The organism is Aminipila sp. (genome assembly GCF_032051575.1).
Taxonomy (GTDB): domain Bacteria; phylum Bacillota; class Clostridia; order Peptostreptococcales; family Anaerovoracaceae; genus Aminipila.
This window is the reverse complement of sequence record NZ_DAMBYD010000007.1, coordinates 177,518-202,364: the sequence shown is the minus strand read 5'-3', so window position 1 is coordinate 202,364 and position 24,847 is coordinate 177,518. Positions and strand designations below refer to the sequence as shown.

Sequence of the window (24,847 nt, the reverse complement as noted above, 5' to 3'; positions counted from 1 at the left end):
AAAATGCATTTAACAAAAAACACTAAGATTATAATTTTATGCTTAATCGCATGTGCACTTATAGCAATTATACCACTTGCAACCATACATGATTCTGAATTTGGTGGGGCTGATGGGGCTGCTGAAGACGCTATTTCAACAATAGATCCTGGATATGTAGCTTGGGCATCACCAATATTGGAACCACCTGGAGGTGAAACTGAATCCTTGCTTTTCTGTCTGCAGGCAGCAACTGGTTCAGGGATATTTTTCTTTGGATTAGGATACTTAGTGGCAAGAAAAAAATATCAGAAATCAGATAAAAAATAAATTGGCTAGAAAAATAGATATGTTTAAATATGGAGATAATAGTAAATCTATATTTTTTGCAATCCTTGCAGCATCTACGTACGCAATTAGTTCTCCTATTTCTAAATTGCTTCTGGATCATGTGCAGCCAACTATGATGGCTTCACTTTTATATCTGGGAGCCGGAATAGGATTGAGTATAGTATGGCTTATTCAAAGAGTGATTAGCAAAGAAAACATAGAAAAAAATTTAAACAAAAATGATTTGCCATATATAATAGCTATGGTAGTTTTAGATATATCTGCCCCCATATTTTTAATGGTGGGATTGTCTCGAACTACAGCAGCAAATGTATCGCTTTTAAATAATTTTGAAATTGTCGCAACGTCCATAATTGCGATGTTTATTTTCAAAGAAATAATTTCCAAGAGATTGTGGCTGTCTATTTCCCTTATGACAGTGGCTAGCATGCTTTTAGTAGCAGAAGAAAAGGACAGCTTTTCATTCTCTTGGGGATCAATGTATGTTATATTTGCCTGCGTCTGTTGGGGATTTGAAAATAATTGTACAAGAAAATTATCTTTTAAAAATCCATTACAGGTTGTTATTATAAAAGGCATAGGGTCAGGTACTGGAGCCCTTATAATCGCATTAATACTTAAAGAAACAAATGTAGATCTAATTTATGTATTGGAAACGTTACTATTGGGTTTTGTAGCATATGGATTGAGCATTTATTTCTATGTATATGCACAGAGGGAGCTTGGTGCTGCTAAGACAAGTATGTATTATGCGGTTGCTCCTTTTATAGGTGTTATCCTTTCACTTATAATATTTAGAGAAATACCCACAAAACTATTTATTATTGCATTAACAATAATGATAGCAGGTACATATTTTGCTTCTACCGACGCAAAAGAGGTTGAAGCTGGAGGTAAGAATGATTTTGATTGATAAGCTGGCCTATTCGTCAGCCATAAGGAATAAAAGCCCTTTTCTAAAGAGTGCTTTTGCAGTTGGGACATTGCTAATATGCGTTGCTGCCCGCTCTTTTGTCATATCATTTGTTATTTTAGTTATGATGGGATGTGTGACTATTTTTTTTAGCCGCACATCTCCTTCTCATTATATAAAGCTTATGGTAGCACCTTTTGCCTTTCTGGCATTAGGGACTGTGGCAATAGCGGTAAACCTAACAGATGTTCCAATGGATCTAATGAATATAGCTATAGGAAGCAAATATATTGCAGTAAGCTGGTTTTCTCTGCTATATGCGGTGAGATTGATAACCGTATCACTTGCATCGGTATCCTGCTTGTATTTCCTTATATTAACGACTCCGATGATGGATTTACTATATGTATTAAAAAAACTTCATTGCCCAAGTTTAATTATAGAAATAATGATGTTAACCTATAGATATATATTTGTGTTGTTTGATATGGCCTCATCCATTATGACTGCACAAAATTGCAGACTGGGCAATATTAGTGCTAAAAGTGCTATAAATGGTATGGGAAATATGCTGTCTGTGATTTTGATTCGTGCTATGCAGAAAGCAAATACTCTTTTTGATGCGATGGAGTCCAGGTGTTATGATGGTGAGATAAAGGTTTTGTATGAAAACCAGGCCGCAACCATAAAGGAAAAGACGCAGGTTATCATTTCCTTAGTAACACTAGTAAGTTTAGCTATATGGTGCAAAGTTAACGGTGGAATATAGAGGAATATATGGAAGAATTGAAGAAGGACATAGTGATTAGAACTGAAAATCTGCAATATATATATGCAGATGGTACAAAAGCATTAAATGGAATCGATTTAGAGGTGAAAAAAGGTGAAAAACTTGCAGTAATGGGACCAAATGGTTCAGGAAAATCAACCTTTTTTTTACATTTAAATGGAGTACTGAAGCCTAAAAGTGGTAAAGTATATATAAATGGAAAATCAATTGATTATTCAAGAAAGGGTCTTTTACAAGTTAGAAAGCAAGTCGGCATAGTATTCCAAGACCCTGACAATCAATTATTTTCTGCCAATGTTGTTCAGGAAATATCTTTTGGTGTGCTTAACTTAGGATTTTCACAAGAAGAAGCACGGTCAAAGGTTGATAAAATTATAGATGAATTGAATATTACAGAATTTAAAGATAAGCCCACTCATTTTTTAAGTGGAGGGCAGAAAAAGAGAGTTGCTATAGCAGATATTCTTGTGATGGAGCCTGATGTAGTGATTTTGGACGAACCTGCTTCAGCACTTGATCCGAAGCATGCAAGAATGATCGATAGCATAATTGATGACTTGAGCAGCAGGGGAATAACTGTCATATTGTCTACTCACGATGTAGAGAGAGCTTTAATCTGGGCTGAAAGAGTTGTATTATTTAATGAAGGAAGAATTATAAGCCAAGGGACTCCAGAGGAAATATTCAGAAAAGATGATTTGCTGGAAATTACAAATCTAGAAAAACCAACGGTTCTGCGTATATTTGAAAATCTGCAAAAATCAGGCGTACTGGAAAACAATCTGCCTATTCCAAGGACGGCAGAAGAACTGGAAACACTAATTGCAAAGAAAGGTTAGATTATATTGTATGAAGAAAGCACTATTAATAGTAAGTTTTGGCACTAGCCATAAGGAAACTAGAGATAAGACTATTGGTGAAATAGAAAGATTTATAAGTAAAGCCTATCCAGACAGAGAGCTGAGAAGAGCGTTTACTAGTGGTATGATTATGAAAGTACTTAAAAAGCGTGATAATATTCATATTGACAATGTTAGTGAAGCTATGGGAAGATTAGTGAAAGATGGCTTTAAGGATATACTTGTGCAGCCTACTCATATTATTAATGGTGAGGAATATGACAAGATGATCGAGCAAATCGGACCATTTGTGACAAGTTTTGACACTATTTCCATAGGAAAGGCACTCTTAAGCACTTCCGAAGATTATGAAGAAGTGTGTAAAGCTATCATGTCAGAAGTGCCCCAATTGGATGTGACCAAGAATGAAGCAGTTAAAAATGAAACAGCTTTGATTCTAATGGGTCATGGGACAGGTCATTTTGCAGATGCAGCTTATGCTGCTCTTGACTATAGATTTAAAGAACTAGGGTATGACAATGTATTTGTAGGAACTGTTGAAGGATATCCAGATGTGGACCTTGTTATTGGAAAGGTAAAAAAATATGCTCCTAAAAAAGTAGTCCTCATGCCATTCATGATAGTAGCAGGAGATCATGCCGTAAATGATATGGCTGGTGATGATGAAGATTCATGGAAGGTGATGTTTGAAAATGCTGGGTTTGAAGTTTCCTGCATATTAAGAGGAATTGGAGAGTTTTTAGGAATTCAGCAGATTTACTTGAATCACACAGTAGATTGCAAATAGACGATTAATGTTGAAAAATATAGAAAAATATAGAATTACACAATAAAATGCGGAGGAAATAAATGGCTAAATTATATGGATTAGGAGTAGGACCTGGAGACCCAGAGCTTATGACATTAAAGGCAGTAAGAATAATAGAAGAATGTGACATAATAGCTATTCCAAAGTCAGGTCAAAATGTTAATGTTGCATATACAATAGCTAAGGGTGCCGTTCACAATATAGATGAAAAGAATATAGTTGAGCTGGATATGCCCATGACCCGTGACCAAGAGAAGCTTAAAGCCTGTCATGATGCAGCGGCAGAACTGGTAAAAACATGGATTGATGAAGGTAAAAATGTTGCTTTTTTAACCTTAGGTGATCCTACTATTTATTCAACTTATGCCTATGTTCATAACCGTGTTCGTGATGCTGGATATGAAGCAGAGATTGTACCTGGGATACCTTCGTTTTGTGCTGTTTCAGCAAGGTTAAATGACAGTCTGACCGAGGCAGAGGAAGCGTTACATATTATACCAGCTTCTTATGAGGGTGCAGAGGAAGCGTTGCATCTGAAAGGAACCAAAGTGCTGATGAAGAGCGGTAAATCTATAGGAAAGCTTAAGCAATATATTAATACTATGGATAATCCTCCAACGGTTAAAATGGTGGAACGATGTGGCATGGAGGGTGAAAGAATCTTCCAGAATATAGATGAAATTGATGAAAACGCAAGTTATTTTTCAGTGATTATTGTTAAAGAACATAATTAACGGTAACATTAGTTATGTTAATGCAGATATAAGTTTCGAAAGGCGAATCATAATGCGTATTAGAATGGTAGGCATTGATCACAGTAAAGCTTCTCTTGAATACAGAGAGGCCTTTTCCTTTACAAAAGCTGGAGTAAGAGAAGCAGTTAAGGAAATTAAGGAACGATTTAAGGTGAAGGGATGCATCCTGCTTTCAACTTGTAATCGGACAGAGCTTTGGGTTAGTCAATGTGATAACAAAAAATTAAATATGGTAAGTCCTTATGACATACTTTGTCAGATAAAAAAAATAGATACCAGCCTATATGAAGAGTACTTTGTAGAACGCGATGACAGTCAGGCTATTGATCATCTTCTTAAAGTGGTTTGTGGGTTTGATTCTAAAATCTTTGGAGAAGATCAAATAATCTCACAAGTGAGAGAAGCGCTGCAAATATCCAGGGAAAGCGGATGTGTAGATATTGCATTGGAAAAGGTCTTTCAAACGGCACTGTCAGCAGGGAAAAGGGTAAAGACTGAAGTCCGTATGTGCACGGTAAACCGTTCATCAGCTACTGATACAATAGATATACTAAAAGCAGCAGTAGGTGACTTAAAAGGGGTTCAGTGCCTTGTAATAGGAAATGGGCAGATGGGAAAGCTTGTAGTAAATATGTTGGTTTCCTGTGGAGCTTGCGTTTCGATGACATTACGAAGAAAAAGGCATGGTAATGATGAACAGGAATCCATTGTGCCTGAGGGATGCAAAATGGTTCCTTACGATGATAGAATTTCTCAAATCAGAGGAAATCAGGTGATTATAAGTGCAACTTTAAGCCCACACTATACCCTTCTTTTGGATGAGGTGAAAGGAATCTTAGAACAGCCTTGTATAAGGGGAAAACAAGATACAGAGGCAAATAAAAAGTACTATTTGTTTGATTTAGCTGTTCCAAGAGACATAGACCCAGAGATTGGTAAACTGCCTTATGTTGAATTGTTTGATATAGATTCTATGAATAGCGGTGGAACAAAAGAAGAAAATGCAGACCAGATTAAGCTTGCAATGGAAATCTTGATGGAGTATCAGGAGGAACTGGATAAGTGGTTCGAATTTAGGCATTACATACCTAAAATTCAGGAAATCGTAGAGATGGTTTCAGAAGATACAGTACAGCGGTTTGCAAGTAAAACGTCTGAACTGGAAGAAGGCTATTCCAACAATTCAATAGAAGCAGCGGAAGAGGCTGTTAGAAAAGCAGCATCAAAGCTGATTTATGGACTTCGGGAACAATTACCACATGAACTTTGGGGAGAATGTTTAGAAGCATTACATAAGTCCGCGGCTCGTGAAACGCTGAAACATTAGATTTATAGGAGGGGCAGGCATGAATATTTTAGTGTTTGCAGGAACGACTGAAGGCAGGCAGCTGATTGAGGCACTTTTAAAAATGAAAAACATGTTCGTATGTGCTTGTGTGGCAACTGAATATGGAAAAGAAATACTGGAACATGAACCTGCACAAAATCTTGAAATAAAAGCAGGAAGACTTAATTTGGAAGAAATGCAGGAGCTTATGTGCAGAGGCTTTGATTTGGTTATTGATGCTACCCACCCCTATGCAACTGTTGTAACAGAAAATATAAAATCGGCTTGTGATAAAACCAAGATTAGGTACATACGATTACTAAGGGGTAAAACCGATTTTGGCTCGGAATGCGTTTTTGTGGAAAGTACAGAAGCTGCAGTGGAATATTTAAATACGACTAAAGGGAATGTACTTCTAACCACCGGTAGTAAGGAACTGGCAAAATATACAGAAGTTCATGATTTCCAGGAAAGACTCTATGCCAGAGTACTTCCTATGGAAGAAGTCTTAAAAAGCTGTAATGAACTGGGATTTGCAGGAAAGCATTTAATTTGTATGCAGGGCCCTTTTTCTTATGAAATGAATAAAGCTATGTTAAATCAGCTGGACTGCTGTTACATGGTGACAAAAGACACGGGAAAAGAAGGAGGCGCTTACGAAAAATATTTGGCGGCTAAAGAGGCAGGAGCTGCTTTAGTAGTTGTAGGTAGAACAGAACAGGATAAGGGAATGTCCCTTCAGCAGGTGATGAATGAAATAAGTAGGGATTCGGTTAAAGAAACTTTTGCGGAATGGTTTCCTATGTTTGTAAATATAAATGATAGAAATATTGCAGTAGTTGGCGGTGGAAAAATTGCCTGCAGAAGAATCAAAACTTTATTGCAGTTTTCCTGCAATTTAAGAATTGTGGCAAAGGAGATTTCTGAAGAAATAAGGCAGATGGTTCAGGAACATATCAATATAAATCAGAAAGCTGGGTTAAATCGGTCAATTGAACTTTTAGAAAAAGAGTTTGAGATACAAGATATAATAGGAGCGGACATGGTTTTAGCCGCAACTAATAATAGAGAAATTAATCAAGGCATAGGACAGCAGTGCAGGGAAAGAGGTATGCTGGTCAATGTAGCTGATGCCAAAGAAGAGTGCGACTTTTATTTCCCTGGTGTGGTCATGCAGGGAGACTTGGTTGTTGGTATTACAGCTCAAGGTAAAAGCCATACTCTTGCAAAGAAAGGCTCAGAAGTCATAAAAAATGCAGTGAAAGATATATATTAAAAAGGAGAGAAAAATGGCTGGACGTAAAATAATTGTTGGCAGCAGAGACAGCAGGCTGGCTGTGGCACAGTCAAAGCTTGTAATGGCTCAGATTGCTGAAGCTCATCCTGAAATTGAACTAGAACTTGTCACCATGAAAACCACAGGGGATATCATTCTAGATAAAAGGTTAGATAAAATCGGAGGTAAAGGCCTGTTTGTAAAAGAACTAGATAAAGCACTAATGGAAGGGAAAATAGACATTTCTGTACATAGTCTTAAAGATCTGCCCATGGAGATTTCGGAGGACCTTCCTTTGGTAGCTTTTTCTAAACGAGAAAATCCGTTGGATGTGTTAGTTTTTCCAGAAGGGTATGAATCGGAAAATAAACAATTACCTTTGGGAACTTCAAGTTTAAGAAGGGAGATGCAACTGAAAGAAATTTATCCAGACTGGCAAGTAGAAAGTATCAGGGGTAATTTGCAGACTAGGCTTTTGAAACTGGACAGTGGGCAATATGGCTCCATTATTTTAGCTCATGCAGGGATAACAAGACTGGGACTTGAAAACAGAATTGGCAGAGTATTTTCTGCAGATGAAATTATACCTCCTGCGGGACAGGGGATTATGGCTGTTCAAGGCAGAGCTGGTGAGAATTACTCTTTCCTGGAATGTGTAAATGACAAAAAATCTGAAATATGTGCAAAGGCAGAGAGAGCATTTGTAACTTATTTAGATGGCGGATGCAGTTCACCTATTGGAGCATTTGCAGAGTTGTCAGGTGAGAATATTTTAATAAGAGGTCTTTATTATAATGAGGAAACACAGCAACATTTTAAGAGCAGAATTTTGGGTAAAGCTATAGACGGAGAAAATTTAGCTGTAGAATTGGCTAAACAGTTAAAGGATGGTAAGCAGAATGGATGAAAATAATAAAAAGGGAAAAGTGTGGCTGGTTGGAGCTGGACCTGGAGATGCAGGGCTTTTTACGCTTAAAGGCAAAAAGGTTTTAGATCAGGCTGAAGTAGTTGTTTATGATAAGTTAGTAGGTCAGGGGATTTTATCAATGATTCCAAAGCAGGCGGAACTAATTTTTGTAGGTAAAGTATCAGGAAACCATTCAGTTCCACAGCATGAAATTAATAAAATCCTTTTGAGAGAGGCATTAAAGGGAAAAAGAGTAGTAAGACTAAAGGGTGGAGACCCGTTTGTATTTGGACGTGGTGGTGAAGAACTGGAGTTACTTTGTGAGAATGGGGTTCCATTTGAAATCGTTCCCGGTATTACTTCAGCGGTTTCAGTACCTGCATACAATGGGATACCTGTTACTCATAGAGATTTTGTATCTTCCCTTCACATTATTACGGGACATACAAAGAAAAAGGAAGAAGCGGATATTGATTATGAGGCACTTGTAAAGCTGGGGGGCACTTTTGTATTCTTAATGGGTATTACTGCTATGCCAAAGATTTGCGAAGGCCTTTTAAAAGCTGGAATAGAGCCAGATATGCCTGCGGCAGTACTGGAAAGAGGGACAACGGCACATCAGAGAAGAGTTGTTTCAGATGTTAGCAATTTATCTAATGATGCAGAGAAGGCTGGCATTCAGACTCCGGCTATTATCGTTGTAGGTAAAGTGTGTGCCTTGGAAAAAGAGTTCCACTGGGCAGAAGACCGATTACTTGGGGGGGTAAAGATTGCTGTTACCAGGCCAAAGGATCGAAACTCATCTCTAGCAGATAAGCTTTCCATGCTTGGAGCTGAAATCGTGAGTATGCCTACTATTGAAACAAAAGAAATTGAAGATAATAAACCACTTGAAGAGGCAATTAATGATATACGCAGGTTTGATTACGTTGCATTTACAAGTCCTGTTGGGGTTACAGTCTTTTTCAATAAGCTTCGTGAAATGAAAAAAGACATAAGGGACTTAGGAAGTATTAAATTTGCGGCTATTGGTTCTGCAACGAAGGAAGCAATAGAAAAGATGGGTATTCTGGTTGACCTAATGCCATCCATTTATAGTGGTAAGGCCTTAGGCAAATTAATTGCCAGAGAATCCGTGGAATGGGGTTCGAAAATTGGAAAGGACCCTGAGATTTTAATTCCCAGAGCCAAAATTGGTACAGATGAAGTCATTAAACCTCTTGAGGAAGCATCTATTAAATTTGCAGATATAGCTGTTTACGATACTTTTGAAACAGAGGATACTGAAAATCAAAAGACAGAAGTATCCCATGTGGAATTAATAGAGTTTGCTTCAGAGGAAGTGGATTATGTTGCATTTACCAGCGCGTCTACAGTAAGAGGTTTTGTTGCACTGTCTGGATTGTCTGATTTTTCAGCAGTGAAAGCTGTATGCATAGGCGAAAAAACAGCAGAAGAGGCAGGAAAGAATGGTATGCAGATTTTTACCGCTAAAGAAGCTACAATTGATAGTATGGTAGAATGCTTCTTAGAATTAAATAAGTAAAAGGAAAAAATATGAATAGAAACATAGAATTTATTAAAGAGAAATGTATAGGATGCTTTAAGTGTAGACAGGTATGTCCTTTTAATGTTATAGAATATATAGAGGGAAAACCTAGATTAAATCCAAATAAAATCTGCTTAAAATGTATGCATTGCGCTGCAATTTGTCCAGTTGGAGCAGTAAGTTACGATGGAAAGAATGCTGTAGTAAATGATGAATTCCCAGAACTTACAAAAGAATTTCCAGATTTATTAGAAGCACATCTTATGAAAAGAAGATCTTACAGACATTTTAAAGCAGAACCTGTAAATAGAGAAAGTCTTGAACATGCGCTTAAGATTGCATGCTGGGCACCTAGTGCTAAAAATGAGCATCCAACAAAGTATGTAATTGTAGATAAAAAAGAAACAATTGATAAAATAATGAAAATAATTTTGTCATTTGCAGAAAAGCATCATGAGTTAGACATAATTGTTAAGGAATACCAAGAGGGGAATAACCCAATAATGGGCAATGCACCTACATTGCTTCTTGCCTATGCTCCCAATCATTCAATAAATCCTATTGGAGATACTACATTAAAACTTTATACTGCGGAACTTATATTGCAGTCTAAAGGGATTGGCAGCTGTTGGGCAGGATATTTAACAAGGCTATCTAATTCCATTCCAGAGTTAAAAGAATTGTTTGATCTGCCTGAAGGAAATAGTTTCGTTGGAGCATTAATGCTGGGATATCCAGACCATAAGGTAGAGCAGTACGATACAATACCAGAGAGAATAAAAAAGCAAGATATTAAATGGCTCTAGAATGCCAATTTATAAATGGTGGATTAATTTAGTGCTTGACTTTTACGCGTAATGATATAAACTATTATATATTATGGGTGAGTTTCAGATATAGTATATGCTATAGGTAAAACTCAGTTAAACAGAAAATTAAATATGAAAACTATGATAAAGAGGAGTAGGAAAGGTTCGCACTTGGCTGAGATAATTAGTTTTATCCCTTGCATCAGAGAATGAAATCCATAGGCTGTAAGGTTTCAAAGAAAGCGTATTTTGAAGGTTGCTTTAACATTCTGTCCAGTTCTTTAGAACTGCTGCCAGAATTTAGGCTAGAAAATCATAAATCTACGATTTATAGATTTTCATCGTCTAACATTTTGTTTAATTATTTTTTAAGAGAAAATTTTCACTTAAAAAAGATAACAAAGCAAAAAACATAGTTTGATACTAAATGAGGGCCGCAGGCTTAAAGCTATGTGGAACAAAGGTGGTACCGCGGAATTTTATCCGTCCTTTGGCAAGAGATTGCCCGAAGGGCGGTTTTTTACGTTTTTTTACAATATGTATTAAAAAATGCCATAATTTCAAAGTATGGGGTTTAGGCTAGTACAATTTTATGACATTTTTTAAAAAGATTGCCTAAAAGTAGAGATAGTTAAATGAATAAATGAAAAAAGGAGTAAATACAAATGGAGAAAAACTTAGCAAAAACTTATAATCCTAAAGATTTTGAAGACAGAATATATGCGGAATGGGAAGCAAAGGGTGCATTCCGAGCAGACATAGATAAGGATAAGAAACCTTTTACCATTGTGATGCCGCCGCCAAACATTACAGGGCAGCTTCATATGGGACATGCCTTAGACCAGACACTTCAGGACGTACTTACAAGATGGAAAAGAATGCAGGGTTACAGTGCTTTGTGGCTTCCAGGTTCAGATCATGCAAGTATTGCAACTGAAGTAAAGGTTGTTGATAAAATCAGAAAAGAAGAAGGTAAGGAAAAGGAAGATTTAGGTAGAGAAGAATTTTTAAAGCGCGCATGGGCGTGGAAAGAAGAATATGGTGGAAGAATCACTAAACAGTGTCGTAAGCTTGGAGATTCTTGTGACTGGGAAAGAGAACGTTTCACTATGGATGAAGGCTGTAATAAGGCTGTCAATGAAATGTTCATCAGACTGTATGAAAAAGGACTTATTTATAAAGGAAACAGACTGATAAACTGGTGTCCTGAATGTGGAACTTCCCTTTCAGATGCAGAAGTTGAGCATGAAGATAAAAATGGTAAATACTGGTATTTTAGATATCCTGCTGCTGATGGCGGAGAAGGTATTGTAGTTGCTACATCAAGACCTGAAACCATGTTTGCTGATGAAGCTATAGCAGTACATCCAGATGACGAAAGATATAAGGATATGATTGGCAAGAAAGTAATTCTTCCAATGGTAGGCAAAGAAATTCCGATTATTGCTGATATGTATCCAGACCCAGAAAAGGGTACTGGTGCTGTTAAGATTACTCCTGCTCATGACCCCAATGACTTTGAAGTCGGTGAAAGACATAGTTTAGAAAGACCTTCATGTATTAATACAGATGCAACTATGAATGAGCTTGCAGGTAAGTATGCAGGTATGGATCGTTTTGAATGTAGAAAAGCTTGGGTTGCAGACCTTGAAGCTGCTGGATTCCTTGTAAAAACAGAAGAAAAAGTTATTCCTTCTGGAGAGTGTTACAGATGCCATACGGTTATAGAACCAATGCTTTCGGATCAGTGGTTTGTAAAGATGGAGGAACTGGCAAAGCCTGCTATTGAAGTGGCAAAGAACGGCAAGCTGGAACATGTACCTGAAAGATTTGAAAAGATTTACCTTCACTGGTTAGAAAATATAAGAGACTGGTGTATTTCAAGACAGTTATGGTGGGGACATCGAATCCCAGCTTACTACTGTGAAGAATGCGGAGAAATGATTGTTGCAAGAACAGCACCAGATAAGTGCTCAAAGTGCGGAAGTACAAAGGTTAGACAGGATGAAGATGTACTAGATACATGGTTCTCTTCAGCATTGTGGCCTTTCTCAACGCTTGGATGGCCTGAAAAGACTCCTGAGCTGGATTACTTCTATCCAACAGATGTATTAGTTACGGGTTATGATATCATTTTCTTCTGGGTAGTAAGAATGGTATTCTCTGCACTTGAAATAACTGGGGAATCACCATTTAAATATGTTTATGTCCACGGTCTTGTAAGAGATGCAGAAGGACGTAAGATGAGTAAATCTCTGGGTAATGGTATCGACCCGCTTGAAGTAATTGACCAGTGTGGTACAGATGCGCTTAGATTTATGCTTATGACAGGCATTACACCAGGTAATGATATGAGATTTAAGGAAGATAAGCTTGAATCTTCAAGGAACTTTGCAAATAAGCTTTGGAATGCCTCCAGATTTGTTATTATGAATCTTCAGGATGAAGAAGGAAACTTCAAGGATATGGCTTGTGAGAATGAAGGATTAGAAAAAATTGAACTAAAGGATGAAGATAAGTGGATTATTGCAAGAATAAATGATGCAGTCCAGTATGTTACAAATGCTATGGATAAATTTGATTTATCATTGGCAGGACAGCGAGTTTATGAAGTAATCTGGAATGAATATTGTGACTGGTATATTGAACTGGTAAAGGGCAGACTTTACGGTGAGGATGAAGAGGACAAGAAAGTTGCCAGATATGTACTAGTGAGAGCTTTAAAAGACATGCTAAAGCTTCTTCACCCATTTATGCCTTTTATTACAGAAGAAATATGGAGCTTCCTGCCTAAGACAGACGAAGAAGTTTCAAAGGCTAAGGCAGCAGGAAATCATGAATCTTTCTTGATTAAAGAAAACTGGCCGGTATATGATGCAACACTTACTTTTGAAGAAGAAGTAAAGAAACTTGATATGGCTATGGAAACCATCAGAGCTATAAGAAATATCAGAGCAGAAGCAGAAGCTGCACCAAGCAGAAAGCTTAGAGCTATCATTGTATCAGCAGGTAAGAATTTAGAATATATCAAGGCAGGAGAAAGATATATTATGGCGCTTGCTAACATTACAGAGATTAACTTTACTGAAAACAAATCAGAAGTTCCAGAAGAAGTTATGTCAGCTGTAGTAGGTGCTGTGGAGTTGTTTATCCCACTGGATGACTTACTGGACTATAAGGCAGAATTCGAGAGGCTTACCAAGGAAAAGGCAAGACTTGAAGGCGAAGTGAAAAGAGTAGCCGGAAAACTCTCAAATCAGGGATTCGTGGCAAAAGCGCCAGAAAAAGTTATTAACGAAGAAAAGGAAAAACAGGCTAAGTACGAAGATATGCTGGTAAAAGTAACGGCAAGACTTGCACTTGTAGAAAAAAAGCTGTAAAATAGAATACAAATTGAAAATTTACACCCCCACTAGGTTTTGTGCTTATTGGGGGTATTGTGATTGTAATGGGAGAAGCGATGAACAAAGAGAATACAGTTGAAAAGTTTAAAGAATTTGAACGCTTTGGCAGCATACTTGGACTTGAGAGAATGATTACCCTGATGGATCTTTTGGGAAATCCAGAAAAGAATTTAAAATATATTCATGTGGCAGGTACGAATGGTAAAGGATCTGTCTGCAAATATATATATGAGGCCTTGCAGGAAAACGGGTATAAAGTTGGTCTGTTTACTTCCCCGTTCCTTGAGGTGTTTAATGAGAGAATCGAATTTGACCATCAGTTTATTTCTGATGAAGACCTTGAGAAGTGTACCAATATGGTGCTTGAAAAGGTAGACATCATGCTTTCACAAGGCTTTGATTCACCTACAGAATTTGAGGTAATAACAGCTGTGGCTTTTGTTTATTTTAATATGAAGAAAGCGGATTTTGTAGTGCTTGAAGTTGGATTGGGTGGAAAGGGTGATTCTACTAATATTATAGAAAAACCTTTAGCTTGTGTAATAACTTCGATTTCTTTTGATCATATGGATAGATTAGGGAATACTATAGAGGAAATTGCAGCAGAAAAAGCGGGGATACTAAAAGAAGGCGTACCAGCTATCATAAATGTAGATAAGCCTGAGGCTGCTAAAGTCATTGCGAGGAAGGCTTACGAAAAAAACTGTGTAGTGCATGATGTAAGAAAAATTAAATATGCCATAACAGATAAAGCTATAGAAGGATATAAATTCGATACTAACATTTATGGCACAGATTACGCTGAAGTGGAAATAGGAATGGTAGGCAAACATCAGGTGCAGAATGTTTTAACCGCTTTGGTTACGTTAGAATTGCTTAGAAAAGCTGAAATCATAAAAGTAGAAAGAAGCCGTCTATATGCAGGATTAAAAAGGGCAAAACAAATTGGAAGATTTGAGGTTATGAATACTGACCCTTATGTTATAATAGATGGAGCACACAATGAGGATGGAGCGTCAGCTTTAGCAAGAACAAAAGAAGAATTATTACAAGGGAAAAAGGTACTTTTAGTTACTGGAATGCTTGGTGATAAGGATACTAAAAAAATTCTGGACAGTTTTACACAAATGGCAGATGACTTTGTTGCCACAGAACCGGATAATCCTAGGAAATGGTCAGCAACAGAGTTAACCAAAGCATTGCAGGAAAGAGGCAAAAGGTGTGTCACTTTTGACAATCCAGAGGAGGCTTGTAAGTATGCTTTGAATCATAAGAGTGAGTTTGATGCTGTCATGTTTGCAGGATCACTTTACTTAATAGGACAAATTAGGGGTATATTAAAATTAGACAACAAAGATAATAAATAGGAATAAGCTTGGAGGTTAAAATGAACGATATTAGTGATGCAAGCAGAAAGAAAGTGCTTTTATTTTATAACCCGCATTCAGGAAATGGAATGTTTAAAAATAATTTAGATTTGATTATTAGCAGGTTTCAGAACGCAGGATTTATAGTGGTGCCTGTTAGGGCGGCTCACGGGGACGTACTTGACAACGTTTTTGAATTTATGGATCAAAGTGAATTTAATCAGGTTATTGCAGCAGGTGGGGACGGGACCATAAATATTTGTGTTAATGCAATGATTAGAAATAATATAGACTTACCTCTTACCGTTATGCCGGCAGGAACTGCTAATGACTTTGCTTATTACTTTGATTTGCCACATGATATAAATGAGATGATGGACATTGCACTAGGTGGCAATTTTACTTATGCAGATTTGGGTAAAGTAAACAATAAGTATTTTATAAATGTTGCAGCAATGGGCATGTTGGTTGATGTGAGTCAGAAAACAGATCCGAACTTAAAAAATACATTAGGAATTCTTTCTTATTACTTGAAAGGCCTGACAGAGGTCACAAATCTTAGACCTATACCTGTTAAACTAACAAGCAGTGAGTTTTCTAGTGACGAAAATATGTACTTTATGCTCGTTATGAATGGAAGGTCAGCAGGTGGATTTAAGAAAATTTCACCAAATTCTGAGATTAACGACGGACTCCTTGATGTAATGCTGTTTAAAGAAATGCCAATTTTGGAATTTGGTCCGCTGCTGGTTAATATATTACAGGGAAATCATCAGGAAAATAAGAATGTTATCTATTTTAAAACAGATAATTTAGTGATAGAATCAACGGAAGATGTTTCTACTGATATTGATGGAGAAAAGGGAGAAAAATTCCCATTATATTTCTCCGTATTACCAAAGAAGCTTAGGATTTCAACTTTGTATCAAGATATGAAGGGACCCTTCTGGTAATAATATTAATGAATGACTTGAATTGGCAGGCTTATATAGTTCTGCCATTTTAAATAGGAGAGTTTTTATGGCAAAAGTTTTAGTAGGTATGAGTGGTGGTGTGGATAGTTCTGTATCAGCATATTTATTGCAGCAACAGGGATATGAGGTAAGTGGAGCCACCCTTAAGCTTTTTGACAATGAAGATATAGGCATTGAAGATAAGGAAAAGACATGTTGTTCTTTATCTGATGTACAGGATGCCAGGAGTGTGGCAAGCAGACTAGGCTGCAGACACTATGTCTTTAATTATGGGGAATGGTTTTTAGAAGATGTTGTAGGAAAATTTGCAAAAAGTTATGAAGAGGGCAGGACACCCAATCCCTGCATAGATTGTAACCGATATATAAAGTTTAGCAGAATGCTTGAAAGAGCCATGTTTTTAGAATTTGACTATATTGCTACAGGGCATTATGCACAGATAGAAAAAGATGCTAAATCAGGCAGATACCTTTTGAAAAAAGGTGCAGACGTCACAAAGGATCAGAGTTATGTTCTTTATACTTTAACACAAGATGAATTATCGAAGACATTGTTTCCATTAGGAAGTATGAATAAGACTGAAATTAGAGCAATAGCAGAGCGTGAAGGTTTTGTGAATGCAAAGAAAAAAGACAGTCAGGATATTTGTTTTGTTAAAGACGGAGATTATGCAGGGTTCTTACAAAATGTTATGGGAGTGAAATCCAAACCAGGTGATTTTATAGATAGAACTGGCAGTAAAATAGGTAAACATCAAGGTATTATACATTACACAGTGGGACAGAGAAAAGGGCTTGGACAAACCTTTGGAAAGCCTGTTTATGTCTTATCAAAGGATAAAGAAAGCAATACAGTAATGCTGGGGAGCAATGAAGAGCTTTTTGCAGATGGAATGATTGTGGAGGACATCAATTTAATTTCTATAGCTGAACTAACGAAGCCTTTAAGAGTAACTGTTAAAGCAAGATATTCAATGGGTGAAGTGGGGGCTACGATTTATCCAATAGAAAATGGAAGAATTGAAGTTGAGTTTGATGAAAAACAGAGAGCGATAACTCCAGGGCAGGCAGCCGTCTTTTATGATGAGAATATAGTCGTTGGTGGAGGAACGATTATAAAAGCGGTTTGTAATAAGTAGCAAAGAGCTATATAAGGAGGTTTACATGCACGGGCTAACACTAAAAATGTCTCAAACTGAAGATTATGAGGCATTAAAGAAATTGTATATAAAGAATGATTTAGAGTTGGATCCGAACGATCCAATGCCAGATGGAGTTATTAAAAATTGGAAAATAACTCATGGAGAGGAAGAATATTTAGCGGCGGGTCTGACATTGGCAAAGTATAAAGATGAATATGTGATAGATGGCATTGCGGTGGAACCAGAATACAGGAAGATGAAAATTGGTAAAATTATTTTAGAAAAAGCTGTTTCTGAAGTGAAGGCCTTAGGAGGAAGAAAAATCTTTTTAGTAGCAAGGGCACCTGAGTTTTTTAGAAAACAAGGATTTGTTACTATTGATAAGGAAGAGGCACCAAAAGTATTTGATTGTTTGACTTGTCCGCAATTCGGTACAAAATGCCATCCAGAGGTTATGAGGCTAGATTTAGAGTAATGGTTATTTGCATATAATCAGAATGAATTAATAGGGGACTGCATATTATGGTAGTATCATTTTTAATCGGAGGATATTACCAATGAAAATACTTTCTAGACTATTTGCGGCATTAATTATTATAGCCGCAGCAATATGGATTTTTCAAGCAATAGATGTTAGTGCTGTTATAAATCAGGACAGAAAACTGCCTATATACAATGTGCAGACTTCTGAAAAGAAAGTCGCTATCAGTTTTGATGCTGCTTGGGGCGATGATAGAACCATGGATATTTTAGATAATCTTGATAAGTACAATGTAAAAGCAACTTTTTTCCTTGTTAAATTCTGGGCACAAAAGTATCCACAAGATGTGAAAGAAATACAGAAACGCGGCCATGAAATAGGCAATCATTCGGCAACACATCCTGATATGACAGGACTTACTTCAGAAAAAATTTCAAGTGAGCTAAAGGAAACTTCAGATGTTATCCAAAAAATCACAGGGCAGAAAACTACTTTATTTAGGCCGCCTTTTGGAGCTTACGACAATCATGTTATAGAGACTTGCGAGGCAGAAGGATACAAGGTTATCCAGTGGTCTGTTGATAGCCTGGACTGGAAAGATATTTCTACAGAACAAATTGTTGAACGAGTGACAAGAAATGTAAAGTCAGGAGATATCATTTTATTTCACAATAATGCAGAGCGGGTAAGTGAATATTTGCCGTTGGTTTTAAAGAGCTTGCAGGATCAAGGATTTAAGATTGTTCCAGTAGGTCAGCTGATTTACTATAAAGATTATCATATGGACCATGCAGGAAAACAATGTGTACTCTAAAATAAAAAAATAAAATCCACCTAATAAAAATAAAATTTTATTAGGTGGATTTTTTATAGTTTTTTAGAATATATAATAATATTATTGTTTTTAGAAACATCTGCTAATCGATTAAACTTAAATGATTCATATAAGGATATGGCAGATTTCATACATGGGAGTGTTTCAAGTATCATTTCTTCATATCCTTGTTTTTTTCCTTCAGACATAACCTTTTTAAGTAGTTTCTTTGCTATACCCTTTGATCGATATGCAGGTTTTACATATAAACGCTTTACTTCACAAACCGTATCATTTATAGGTTTTAGAGCAATGCAACCAGCTACATTACCGCCTAAATAGGCAAGATAAAGCCTTCCGTATGGCAATGAATATAAGCCAGGCAAACTGTCCATCTCTTCAGTGAAAGAATCAAAACATACGTCAACATCTGGTATTTGAGAATATTCAAGGAATATATTTCGTACTTCTTCTAAATTATAATAAGCCGTTCTTATATCAAGGGGACGCTCAAAACGATTCTTTAATTTTAAATAATGATTATAATTACTTTTATCACCTTCATTATCCATAAATAGGCAGTAAGGAAGACTGTCTGTTTCTCTATGCTTAATGACACAGGTACAGCACTTGCCATTATTAGGACAGGTCTTTTTTGGACATGCACACTCTTTAACATTCTGACAGCTCATTGTCAAACCAGCCTTTCGTTAAATTGGCGAATTTCACCAGTATAAGCATTACTGGAACTTCTACCAAAACCCCTACAATCGTAGCTAAAGCAACAGGCGAAGAAGTACCAAACAATGCAATAGCAACAGCAACTGAAAGCTCAAAGAAATTTGAAGCACCAATCATTCCTGCTGGAGCAGCGATATCGTGTGGCAGTTTTAGAAGTTTTGCAGCAATATATGCTATAGAAAAAATTAAAAATGTTTGAATGACTAAAGGTACCGCTATTAGCAAAATATGCGTAGGATTATTTAAAATTATATTTCCTTGGAATGAAAATATTATAATAAGAGTTAAGAGTAATCCCAATATAGTAGTGTTGTCGAATTTGGGGATGAAAATATTTTTAAAATATTCTTCACCTTTCTTGTTTAGCACATAATTTCTTGTTAAGAAGCCACCGACTAGTGGAGCTACAACAAATAAAATAACGGATAGAAATAATGTATCCCAAGGCACTTCAACGTTAGAAACTCCCAAAAGAAATTTTACAATGGGGACAAATGCAACTAGTATAATTAAGTCATTAGTTGCCACCTGAACTACAGTATATGCCGGATTACCTTTAGTAAGATGGCTCCAAACAAAAACCATTGCAGTGCAAGGAGCTGCACCTAGCAAAACTGCACCAGCTAAGTAATCTTTTGCAAGATTTGCAGGAATAAGGTCAGCAAATATTATATAGAAAAAAACATAAGCTATGCCAAACATTGTAAAAGGTTTAATTACCCAATTTATAACCCAGGTAATAAATAAGCCCTTTGGATTTTTCCCTATATCTTGTATGCTTTTAAAATCAACTTTCAGCATCATAGGATAAATCATTATCCATATAAGGATTGCAATTGGGATTGAAACATTTGCATACTCAAATTGATTTAAAAATTCTGGTATGGCCGGTAGGAATTTACCGACCAGAATACCTGCAATCATGCATAGAATTACCCATAGCGTTAAGTATCTTTCAAAAAATCCGATTCCTTGTGTTTTGTATTCCTTGCTCATACAATTATCCTTTTATCTTTTCAAGGATTTTCACTACTTCTTCCGTTTTTAATACTTTGCCGTAGGAAACAACCTTGCCATCAATAACTAAGGCCGGTGTAGACATGACGCCATATGAAGCAATTTGTGAAAAATCAGTAACATGATCTATAGTTGTATCCATGCCAAGCTGTGCTAAGGCTTCCTTTGTGGCTGCTTCAAGCTGATTACACTTAGCACAGCCAGTGCCTAGTACTTTTATAGAGGAGCCTTCTTGTTTAGCAGCTTCTGCATCAGCCATAGTATCAGCATTACAATTTCCGCCACAGCAACACCCACTTGTTTCTTTTTTCTTTCCCAATTTAAATAAAGCCATTATATATACCTCCTAAATTTTATTATTAGTTTTATTAAATAAATAAGAATTGGAATGCATTGAATGTATATCCAATAATAATGATTCCAACAGCTACTATACCGACAAATGCACCCAGCAGCTTTGGTTTTACAGCCTTACGCAGCATAATCATCGACGGTAAGGATAGTGCAGTGACCCCCATCATAAAAGATAGGATGGTTCCAATACCAACCCCTTTGGAAGATAAGGCTTCTGCAATAGGTAACGTTCCAAAGATATCAGCATACATAGGAATTCCAACCACTGTTGCGAGTACAACGGAAAATGGATTTTTTTCACCTAAAATCGCCTGAATTATTTCTGCAGGAATCCAGTTATGGATTAAAGCACCAATACCTACCCCTATGAGGACATACCAGAATACTTTTTTTACGGTTGAAGTCACTTGCTCTTTTGCATAAATTGCACGTTCCTTCTTTGTTAAATCCGGCGATTCTATATCAACACTATTTGCGGTCATAATAAAGTCTTCAACATATTTCTGCATACCCAGTTTTTCAATTAGTGTGCCACCAATTACAGCAAGTATTAAACCCACAATAACGTAAGCAACGGCAATTTTCGCACCAAAAATACTCATTAAAAGGATTAGACTTCCTAAATCTACTAAAGGAGAAGATATCAAGAAGGAGAAGGTAACTCCAACTGGAAGTCCTGCACTGGAAAAACCAATAAATAGGGGAATGGAGGAGCAGGAACAAAAAGGTGTTATGGTTCCAAGCAATGCAGAAAGTATGTTTGCTGTAATTCCTCGAAAGTGACTAAGAATTTTTTTAGTTCTCTCTGGGGGGAAGAAACTTTGAATATATGAAATAATGAAAATTAATATAGATAACAATATAAAAATTTTAACGACATCATATATAAAGAATTGTAAGCTTCCACCAAGTCTGCTATTTAAATCTAAACCGCAAGCAGCAAGGCCTTCCCCTATAAGTGTATTAAGCCATTTCATTCCTAAAATTTGATTCTGAAAAAAATCCCAAATTATTCGCATGTGCATATACCTGCCTTACAAGAATTTAATTCATTTATAAAGGTTTGAAAAGAATGTAAAACTTCAGCATTTAAAGTATAATGTGACCACTTTCCATCTTTTCTCATATCAACCAAGCCACATTCACATAAAATCCTCATATGATGAGATAGAGTGGGCTGAGTAATCTCGAATTTTTCCAGTAGTTTGCAGGCACATTTCTCACCATCTGAAAGCATTGTTACTATTTGAAGTCTATTGGAATCCCCGAGGGCTTTGCAAATAACAGCATAATCAATAGTATTCATATTGTTTGCCTCCTTAAAAATCATATTTTTTACCATCATATTGATTAGTATCTATATGTATTATATGCAACATATAGATAAACGTCAATGCATTTTTAAATTTAATTATAAATTGAAATGGTTGAAAATTCTGTAAAATTATGCTACAATAATTACATAACAAGGGAAAGGAAAGTGATATGCATGAAGGATTACATCAATATTGAAAAAGTCAACACTTTAGATGATGGGACTATGAATGTGCTGATGAAAAACGGAAAAGAAGCTATTGTTGAGATAGTTAGGCTTAATGAAAAATTTCAGGCAGCAATTTATAAACTTTTTACTCCTGAACTTGGAGAAATACCTAAAAAAGAAAGTACTTTTGCAAAGCTTGGCAAGCATGAAATATACAAGGAATGCGCAAAAGAAGCTTTAGGATGGATTGATCAGAATCCATTAGAGTTTACAGAACCAGAAGAATTAAGAAAAATAAAATAGTATACAGTGAAATTAATAAAATAAGCAATGTTTTAGAAGCGAGTGTGCATAAATGTATACTCGCTTTTTATGTTGCCGTAAAAAAACTATGACGCTTGTGCGTTTTCTGAAAATTAAGACTTTAAATATTTGCAAAATAACACTTGAATATGAATAAATATGCATGTATAATCATGCAATAAAGTTAATTATATAAAATATTTATTCATAAGTTAGATATAAGGAGGTACTTAATATGAAGAATATAAAGAAATGGATGGCAGTAGTTTTAGTGGGAGTTATGGTATTTGCATTCGCAGCATGCGGTCAAAATAAAGTGGTGTATAAAGTAGCGATGGAACCTACATTTCCTCCCTTTGATACAACAGATACTGAAACAGGAGAACTTAGTGGCTTCGACGTAGACATGATGGAGGCTATTGCAGCAGATCAAGGCTTTGAACTTGAATGGGCAAACATGTCCTTTGGAGGGCTAATAACAGCCTTACAATCAGGAAATATTGATATTATTGCATCTGGAATGAATGCCAGCCCAGCTAGAAGAGAAAAGGTTGATTTCTCTGAAACTTACTATGATTCAGGCCTGGTTGTTGCTGTAAAGGCTGGAAATAAAACAATAACAAGTATAAAGGACTTAACTCCGGATATGAAGGTTGGAGGGCAGATTGGTACAACTGGTGCGGATAAGTGCAATGAACTTCAAAAGGCTGGAAAGATTAAAGAAGCTAAAATATATGATGGATTAGATGTAGCTATGATGGATTTGCAGAATGGAACTATTGATGCATTAATCAACGACCTCCCTGTAACAAAGGCATATATGACTGCAAAACCGGGAACTGTAGAAATTGTAGGAGATGTGCTCAATGCAGAGTCTTATGGAATAGCCGTTAAAAAAGGAAATAAAGAATTGCTAGATAAAATAAATACGGGCATGAAGAACATAAAGGAAAATGGTACGTTTGATAAGCTTTATAGTAAGTGGTTTGAATAAGTGATAAGCAGGTTTGTCTTTATGGCAAACCTGTTTTGCTGATTTTAGTATAGGAGGAATAACTTTGGGAAATTACTTAACCGGTATAAAGGTTGCATATAGTGGTATAGGGGTCACACTGCAGATAACGGCAGCAGCAGTTATCATTGGGGTAGCGCTGGGGTTGCTTATTGCCATGTGTAAACTTTCAAAATATAAAATTATTAGTCTGCCAGCGGCTGTCTATGTGGAACTTTTGCGAGGAACCCCGCTTATTGTACAGGCGCTTATATTATATAATGGAGTGCCAACGCTGCTTCAGGCAAATGGAATCATGTTTAGATGGGATTATCCTGTTATAGCAGGTATGCTTGCATGTGGTATAAATAGTTCAGCTTATGTGGCTGAAATTATCCGTTCTGGTCTGCAGGCTATAGATAAGGGGCAGATGGAAGCTGCAAGATCTTTGGGAATGACACAGCTTAGTGCTATGAAGCTTGTTATCATACCTCAGGCATTTAAAATCATTCTGCCAGCTTTAGGAAACGAGTTTATAGCATTAATCAAGGAAAGTGCCGTATTGTCGGTGATCTCTATTACTGAAATAACTAGAAAGAGTATGCTTTGGTCATCTGCAACATTTTTGGCATGGCCAGCTTACTTAGGAACTGCATTTGTATATTTGAGTCTTACAATTCCACTTTCAAGAATTGTAGTATATTTGGAAAGGAGGATGGCACAAAGTGATAGAAGTTAACAATTTAACTAAAAGTTATGGAACTCTACAGGTTCTAAAAAATATTGATGTGAAAATTAACGAGGGTGAGGTGGTTTGTGTCATTGGCCCTTCCGGTTCTGGAAAAAGTACGTTCTTAAGATGTTTAAACTTGTTAGAGGAACCCACAAGTGGAGAAATTTATATAGATGGCCAGCAGATTAATAAAAAAGGTGTAAATTTAAACTCAATGCGCCAAAAGCTGGGAATGGTATTTCAGAACTTTAATTTGTTTCCCCACATGAAGACACTTGAAAATATTACACTGGCCCCTATGAATGTAAAGGGAATGTCAAAAAAGGTTTCGGAAAAGGCAGCTATGGAATTGCTTGATAGAGTAGGACTGGCAGATAAAGCTCAAGTTTACCCAAGTTCTCTTTCAGGGGGACAAAAACAACGTGTGGCAATTGCCAGAGCTCTTGCAATGCATCCTGAAGTCATGTTGTTTGATGAACCTACATCGGCCCTTGATCCAGAAATGGTGGGGGAAGTTCTTGAGGTTATGAGAGATTTAGCTGAAAAAGGTATGACTATGGTCATAGTGACCCATGAAATGGGATTTGCTAGAGAGGTTGCAGATAGAATATTATTTATGGATGAAGGAATCATTATGGAACAAGGAACTCCCGAACAAATTTTTAATCATACCCAAAGCGAAAGAACTAAAGAATTTTTAAGCAAAATTTTGTAATATAG

26 protein-coding genes are annotated in these 24,847 nt (G+C 36.5%); 21 read left to right on the top strand and 5 right to left on the bottom strand.

Annotated features, from left to right (window positions below; genetic code table 11):
• Positions 1 to 3 precede the first annotated feature (3 nt).
• The 17 genes from RTW14_RS11515 to pdaB all read left to right on the top strand — a co-directional run bounded on the left by RTW14_RS11515 (position 4) and on the right by pdaB (position 18,505).
• Complete coding sequence (locus tag RTW14_RS11515; RefSeq protein ID WP_312651344.1) at positions 4 to 309, top strand: energy-coupling factor ABC transporter substrate-binding protein; 306 nt, start codon at positions 4 to 6, stop codon at positions 307 to 309.
• 19 nt (positions 310 to 328) lie between these two features.
• Positions 329 to 1,243, top strand: coding sequence for a DMT family transporter (locus tag RTW14_RS11510; RefSeq protein WP_312651342.1), 915 nt, complete (start codon positions 329 to 331; stop codon positions 1,241 to 1,243).
• Positions 1,230 to 2,012 carry a cobalt ECF transporter T component CbiQ gene (gene cbiQ / locus RTW14_RS11505; protein WP_312651340.1) on the top strand — a complete coding sequence of 261 codons (783 nt, stop codon included), beginning with the start codon at positions 1,230 to 1,232 and terminating at the stop codon, positions 2,010 to 2,012. The genes RTW14_RS11510 and cbiQ overlap by 14 nt, the downstream gene beginning before the upstream one ends.
• An 8-nt stretch (positions 2,013 to 2,020) precedes the next feature.
• Positions 2,021 to 2,872, top strand: a complete 852-nt coding sequence (locus RTW14_RS11500; protein WP_312651337.1) for an energy-coupling factor ABC transporter ATP-binding protein — start codon at positions 2,021 to 2,023, stop codon at positions 2,870 to 2,872.
• A gap of 10 nt (positions 2,873 to 2,882) precedes the next feature.
• Positions 2,883 to 3,680: a sirohydrochlorin cobaltochelatase gene (locus tag RTW14_RS11495; RefSeq protein WP_312651334.1), complete on the top strand. Its 798-nt coding sequence runs from the start codon at positions 2,883 to 2,885 to the stop codon at positions 3,678 to 3,680.
• Positions 3,681 to 3,742: 62 nt separating this feature from the next.
• Positions 3,743 to 4,435, top strand: a complete 693-nt coding sequence (gene cobI / locus RTW14_RS11490; RefSeq protein ID WP_312651331.1) for a precorrin-2 C(20)-methyltransferase — start codon at positions 3,743 to 3,745, stop codon at positions 4,433 to 4,435.
• Between the two features lie 52 nt (positions 4,436 to 4,487).
• Complete coding sequence (gene hemA / locus RTW14_RS11485) at positions 4,488 to 5,783, top strand: glutamyl-tRNA reductase (protein ID WP_312651328.1); 1,296 nt, start codon at positions 4,488 to 4,490, stop codon at positions 5,781 to 5,783.
• A 19-nt stretch (positions 5,784 to 5,802) separates the two neighbouring features.
• Positions 5,803 to 7,059: a precorrin-6A reductase gene (gene cobK, locus RTW14_RS11480; RefSeq protein WP_312651325.1), complete on the top strand. Its 1,257-nt coding sequence runs from the start codon at positions 5,803 to 5,805 to the stop codon at positions 7,057 to 7,059.
• A 13-nt stretch (positions 7,060 to 7,072) separates the two neighbouring features.
• Entirely contained in the window at positions 7,073 to 7,966 is an 894-nt protein-coding gene (gene hemC / locus RTW14_RS11475; RefSeq protein ID WP_312651322.1) for a hydroxymethylbilane synthase, read from the top strand.
• A complete protein-coding gene (gene cobA, locus RTW14_RS11470; protein WP_312651318.1) occupies positions 7,959 to 9,512 on the top strand; it encodes a uroporphyrinogen-III C-methyltransferase in 1,554 nt (517 codons plus the stop codon). Before hemC ends, cobA begins: the two co-directional genes overlap by 8 nt.
• Positions 9,513 to 9,523: 11 nt before the next feature.
• Positions 9,524 to 10,321 carry a nitroreductase family protein gene (locus RTW14_RS11465; protein ID WP_312651313.1) on the top strand — a complete coding sequence of 266 codons (798 nt, stop codon included), beginning with the start codon at positions 9,524 to 9,526 and terminating at the stop codon, positions 10,319 to 10,321.
• Positions 10,322 to 10,989: 668 nt separating this feature from the next.
• Entirely contained in the window at positions 10,990 to 13,704 is a 2,715-nt protein-coding gene (locus RTW14_RS11460; RefSeq protein WP_312651310.1) for a valine--tRNA ligase, read from the top strand.
• A gap of 80 nt (positions 13,705 to 13,784) precedes the next feature.
• Complete coding sequence (locus RTW14_RS11455; RefSeq protein ID WP_312651307.1) at positions 13,785 to 15,095, top strand: bifunctional folylpolyglutamate synthase/dihydrofolate synthase; 1,311 nt, start codon at positions 13,785 to 13,787, stop codon at positions 15,093 to 15,095.
• Between the two features lie 20 nt (positions 15,096 to 15,115).
• A complete protein-coding gene (locus tag RTW14_RS11450; RefSeq protein WP_312651303.1) occupies positions 15,116 to 16,048 on the top strand; it encodes a YegS/Rv2252/BmrU family lipid kinase in 933 nt (310 codons plus the stop codon).
• 67 nt (positions 16,049 to 16,115) lie between these two features.
• Entirely contained in the window at positions 16,116 to 17,207 is a 1,092-nt protein-coding gene (gene mnmA, locus RTW14_RS11445; protein ID WP_312651298.1) for a tRNA 2-thiouridine(34) synthase MnmA, read from the top strand.
• A 25-nt stretch (positions 17,208 to 17,232) separates the two neighbouring features.
• The gene (locus RTW14_RS11440) at positions 17,233 to 17,685 is read left to right on the top strand and encodes a GNAT family N-acetyltransferase (protein WP_312651294.1); all 453 of its coding nucleotides are present in this window, start codon (positions 17,233 to 17,235) and stop codon (positions 17,683 to 17,685) included.
• 82 nt (positions 17,686 to 17,767) lie between these two features.
• The gene (pdaB, locus tag RTW14_RS11435; RefSeq protein ID WP_312651291.1) at positions 17,768 to 18,505 is read left to right on the top strand and encodes a polysaccharide deacetylase family sporulation protein PdaB; all 738 of its coding nucleotides are present in this window, start codon (positions 17,768 to 17,770) and stop codon (positions 18,503 to 18,505) included.
• A gap of 53 nt (positions 18,506 to 18,558) precedes the next feature.
• Here the strand turns inward: pdaB and RTW14_RS11430 are convergent, their stop codons facing one another.
• From RTW14_RS11430 to RTW14_RS11410, 5 genes are read right to left on the bottom strand one after another with little or no spacing between them, the layout of a single operon-like run.
• Positions 18,559 to 19,197 (bottom strand): GNAT family N-acetyltransferase, encoded by a 639-nt coding sequence (locus RTW14_RS11430; protein WP_312651290.1) that lies wholly within the window; start codon positions 19,195 to 19,197, stop codon positions 18,559 to 18,561.
• Positions 19,178 to 20,242, bottom strand: a complete 1,065-nt coding sequence (gene arsB / locus RTW14_RS11425) for an ACR3 family arsenite efflux transporter (protein ID WP_312651288.1) — start codon at positions 20,240 to 20,242, stop codon at positions 19,178 to 19,180. Before arsB ends, RTW14_RS11430 begins: the two co-directional genes overlap by 20 nt.
• Before the next feature lie 4 nt (positions 20,243 to 20,246).
• Entirely contained in the window at positions 20,247 to 20,597 is a 351-nt protein-coding gene (locus RTW14_RS11420) for a thioredoxin family protein (RefSeq protein ID WP_312651285.1), read from the bottom strand.
• 34 nt (positions 20,598 to 20,631) lie between these two features.
• Entirely contained in the window at positions 20,632 to 21,636 is a 1,005-nt protein-coding gene (locus RTW14_RS11415; RefSeq protein WP_312651281.1) for a permease, read from the bottom strand.
• Positions 21,627 to 21,923, bottom strand: a complete 297-nt coding sequence (locus RTW14_RS11410) for an ArsR/SmtB family transcription factor (protein ID WP_312651279.1) — start codon at positions 21,921 to 21,923, stop codon at positions 21,627 to 21,629. The genes RTW14_RS11415 and RTW14_RS11410 overlap by 10 nt, the downstream gene beginning before the upstream one ends.
• A 183-nt stretch (positions 21,924 to 22,106) precedes the next feature.
• Between RTW14_RS11410 and RTW14_RS11405 the strand changes: the two genes are divergently transcribed.
• The 4 genes from RTW14_RS11405 to RTW14_RS11390 all read left to right on the top strand — a co-directional run bounded on the left by RTW14_RS11405 (position 22,107) and on the right by RTW14_RS11390 (position 24,842).
• The gene (locus RTW14_RS11405; protein WP_312651276.1) at positions 22,107 to 22,403 is read left to right on the top strand and encodes a hypothetical protein; all 297 of its coding nucleotides are present in this window, start codon (positions 22,107 to 22,109) and stop codon (positions 22,401 to 22,403) included.
• Positions 22,404 to 22,638: 235 nt separating this feature from the next.
• Positions 22,639 to 23,397, top strand: coding sequence for a basic amino acid ABC transporter substrate-binding protein (locus tag RTW14_RS11400; RefSeq protein WP_312651273.1), 759 nt, complete (start codon positions 22,639 to 22,641; stop codon positions 23,395 to 23,397).
• 64 nt (positions 23,398 to 23,461) lie between these two features.
• Positions 23,462 to 24,133: an amino acid ABC transporter permease gene (locus RTW14_RS11395; RefSeq protein ID WP_312651271.1), complete on the top strand. Its 672-nt coding sequence runs from the start codon at positions 23,462 to 23,464 to the stop codon at positions 24,131 to 24,133.
• Positions 24,120 to 24,842 (top strand): amino acid ABC transporter ATP-binding protein, encoded by a 723-nt coding sequence (locus tag RTW14_RS11390; protein ID WP_312651268.1) that lies wholly within the window; start codon positions 24,120 to 24,122, stop codon positions 24,840 to 24,842. Before RTW14_RS11395 ends, RTW14_RS11390 begins: the two co-directional genes overlap by 14 nt.
• Positions 24,843 to 24,847: the final 5 nt, after the last annotated feature.

Coding starts and splice junctions, on each gene's coding strand:
- RTW14_RS11440 (WP_312651294.1), top strand. CDS start 17,233: ATGCACGGGCTAACACTAAAAATGTCTCAAACTGAAGATTATGAGGCA.
- cobK (WP_312651325.1), top strand. CDS start 5,803: ATGAATATTTTAGTGTTTGCAGGAACGACTGAAGGCAGGCAGCTGATT.
- RTW14_RS11460 (WP_312651310.1), top strand. CDS start 10,990: ATGGAGAAAAACTTAGCAAAAACTTATAATCCTAAAGATTTTGAAGAC.
- RTW14_RS11495 (WP_312651334.1), top strand. CDS start 2,883: ATGAAGAAAGCACTATTAATAGTAAGTTTTGGCACTAGCCATAAGGAA.
- RTW14_RS11410 (WP_312651279.1), bottom strand. CDS start 21,923: ATGAATACTATTGATTATGCTGTTATTTGCAAAGCCCTCGGGGATTCC.
- RTW14_RS11405 (WP_312651276.1), top strand. CDS start 22,107: ATGAAGGATTACATCAATATTGAAAAAGTCAACACTTTAGATGATGGG.
- RTW14_RS11420 (WP_312651285.1), bottom strand. CDS start 20,597: ATGGCTTTATTTAAATTGGGAAAGAAAAAAGAAACAAGTGGGTGTTGC.
- RTW14_RS11415 (WP_312651281.1), bottom strand. CDS start 21,636: ATGCGAATAATTTGGGATTTTTTTCAGAATCAAATTTTAGGAATGAAA.
- RTW14_RS11465 (WP_312651313.1), top strand. CDS start 9,524: ATGAATAGAAACATAGAATTTATTAAAGAGAAATGTATAGGATGCTTT.
- arsB (WP_312651288.1), bottom strand. CDS start 20,242: ATGAGCAAGGAATACAAAACACAAGGAATCGGATTTTTTGAAAGATAC.
- hemC (WP_312651322.1), top strand. CDS start 7,073: ATGGCTGGACGTAAAATAATTGTTGGCAGCAGAGACAGCAGGCTGGCT.
- mnmA (WP_312651298.1), top strand. CDS start 16,116: ATGGCAAAAGTTTTAGTAGGTATGAGTGGTGGTGTGGATAGTTCTGTA.
- RTW14_RS11515 (WP_312651344.1), top strand. CDS start 4: ATGCATTTAACAAAAAACACTAAGATTATAATTTTATGCTTAATCGCA.
- RTW14_RS11455 (WP_312651307.1), top strand. CDS start 13,785: ATGAACAAAGAGAATACAGTTGAAAAGTTTAAAGAATTTGAACGCTTT.
- RTW14_RS11450 (WP_312651303.1), top strand. CDS start 15,116: ATGAACGATATTAGTGATGCAAGCAGAAAGAAAGTGCTTTTATTTTAT.
- hemA (WP_312651328.1), top strand. CDS start 4,488: ATGCGTATTAGAATGGTAGGCATTGATCACAGTAAAGCTTCTCTTGAA.
- RTW14_RS11510 (WP_312651342.1), top strand. CDS start 329: ATGTTTAAATATGGAGATAATAGTAAATCTATATTTTTTGCAATCCTT.
- pdaB (WP_312651291.1), top strand. CDS start 17,768: ATGAAAATACTTTCTAGACTATTTGCGGCATTAATTATTATAGCCGCA.
- cobI (WP_312651331.1), top strand. CDS start 3,743: ATGGCTAAATTATATGGATTAGGAGTAGGACCTGGAGACCCAGAGCTT.
- RTW14_RS11430 (WP_312651290.1), bottom strand. CDS start 19,197: ATGAGCTGTCAGAATGTTAAAGAGTGTGCATGTCCAAAAAAGACCTGT.
- RTW14_RS11500 (WP_312651337.1), top strand. CDS start 2,021: ATGGAAGAATTGAAGAAGGACATAGTGATTAGAACTGAAAATCTGCAA.
- cbiQ (WP_312651340.1), top strand. CDS start 1,230: ATGATTTTGATTGATAAGCTGGCCTATTCGTCAGCCATAAGGAATAAA.
- RTW14_RS11400 (WP_312651273.1), top strand. CDS start 22,639: ATGAAGAATATAAAGAAATGGATGGCAGTAGTTTTAGTGGGAGTTATG.
- cobA (WP_312651318.1), top strand. CDS start 7,959: ATGGATGAAAATAATAAAAAGGGAAAAGTGTGGCTGGTTGGAGCTGGA.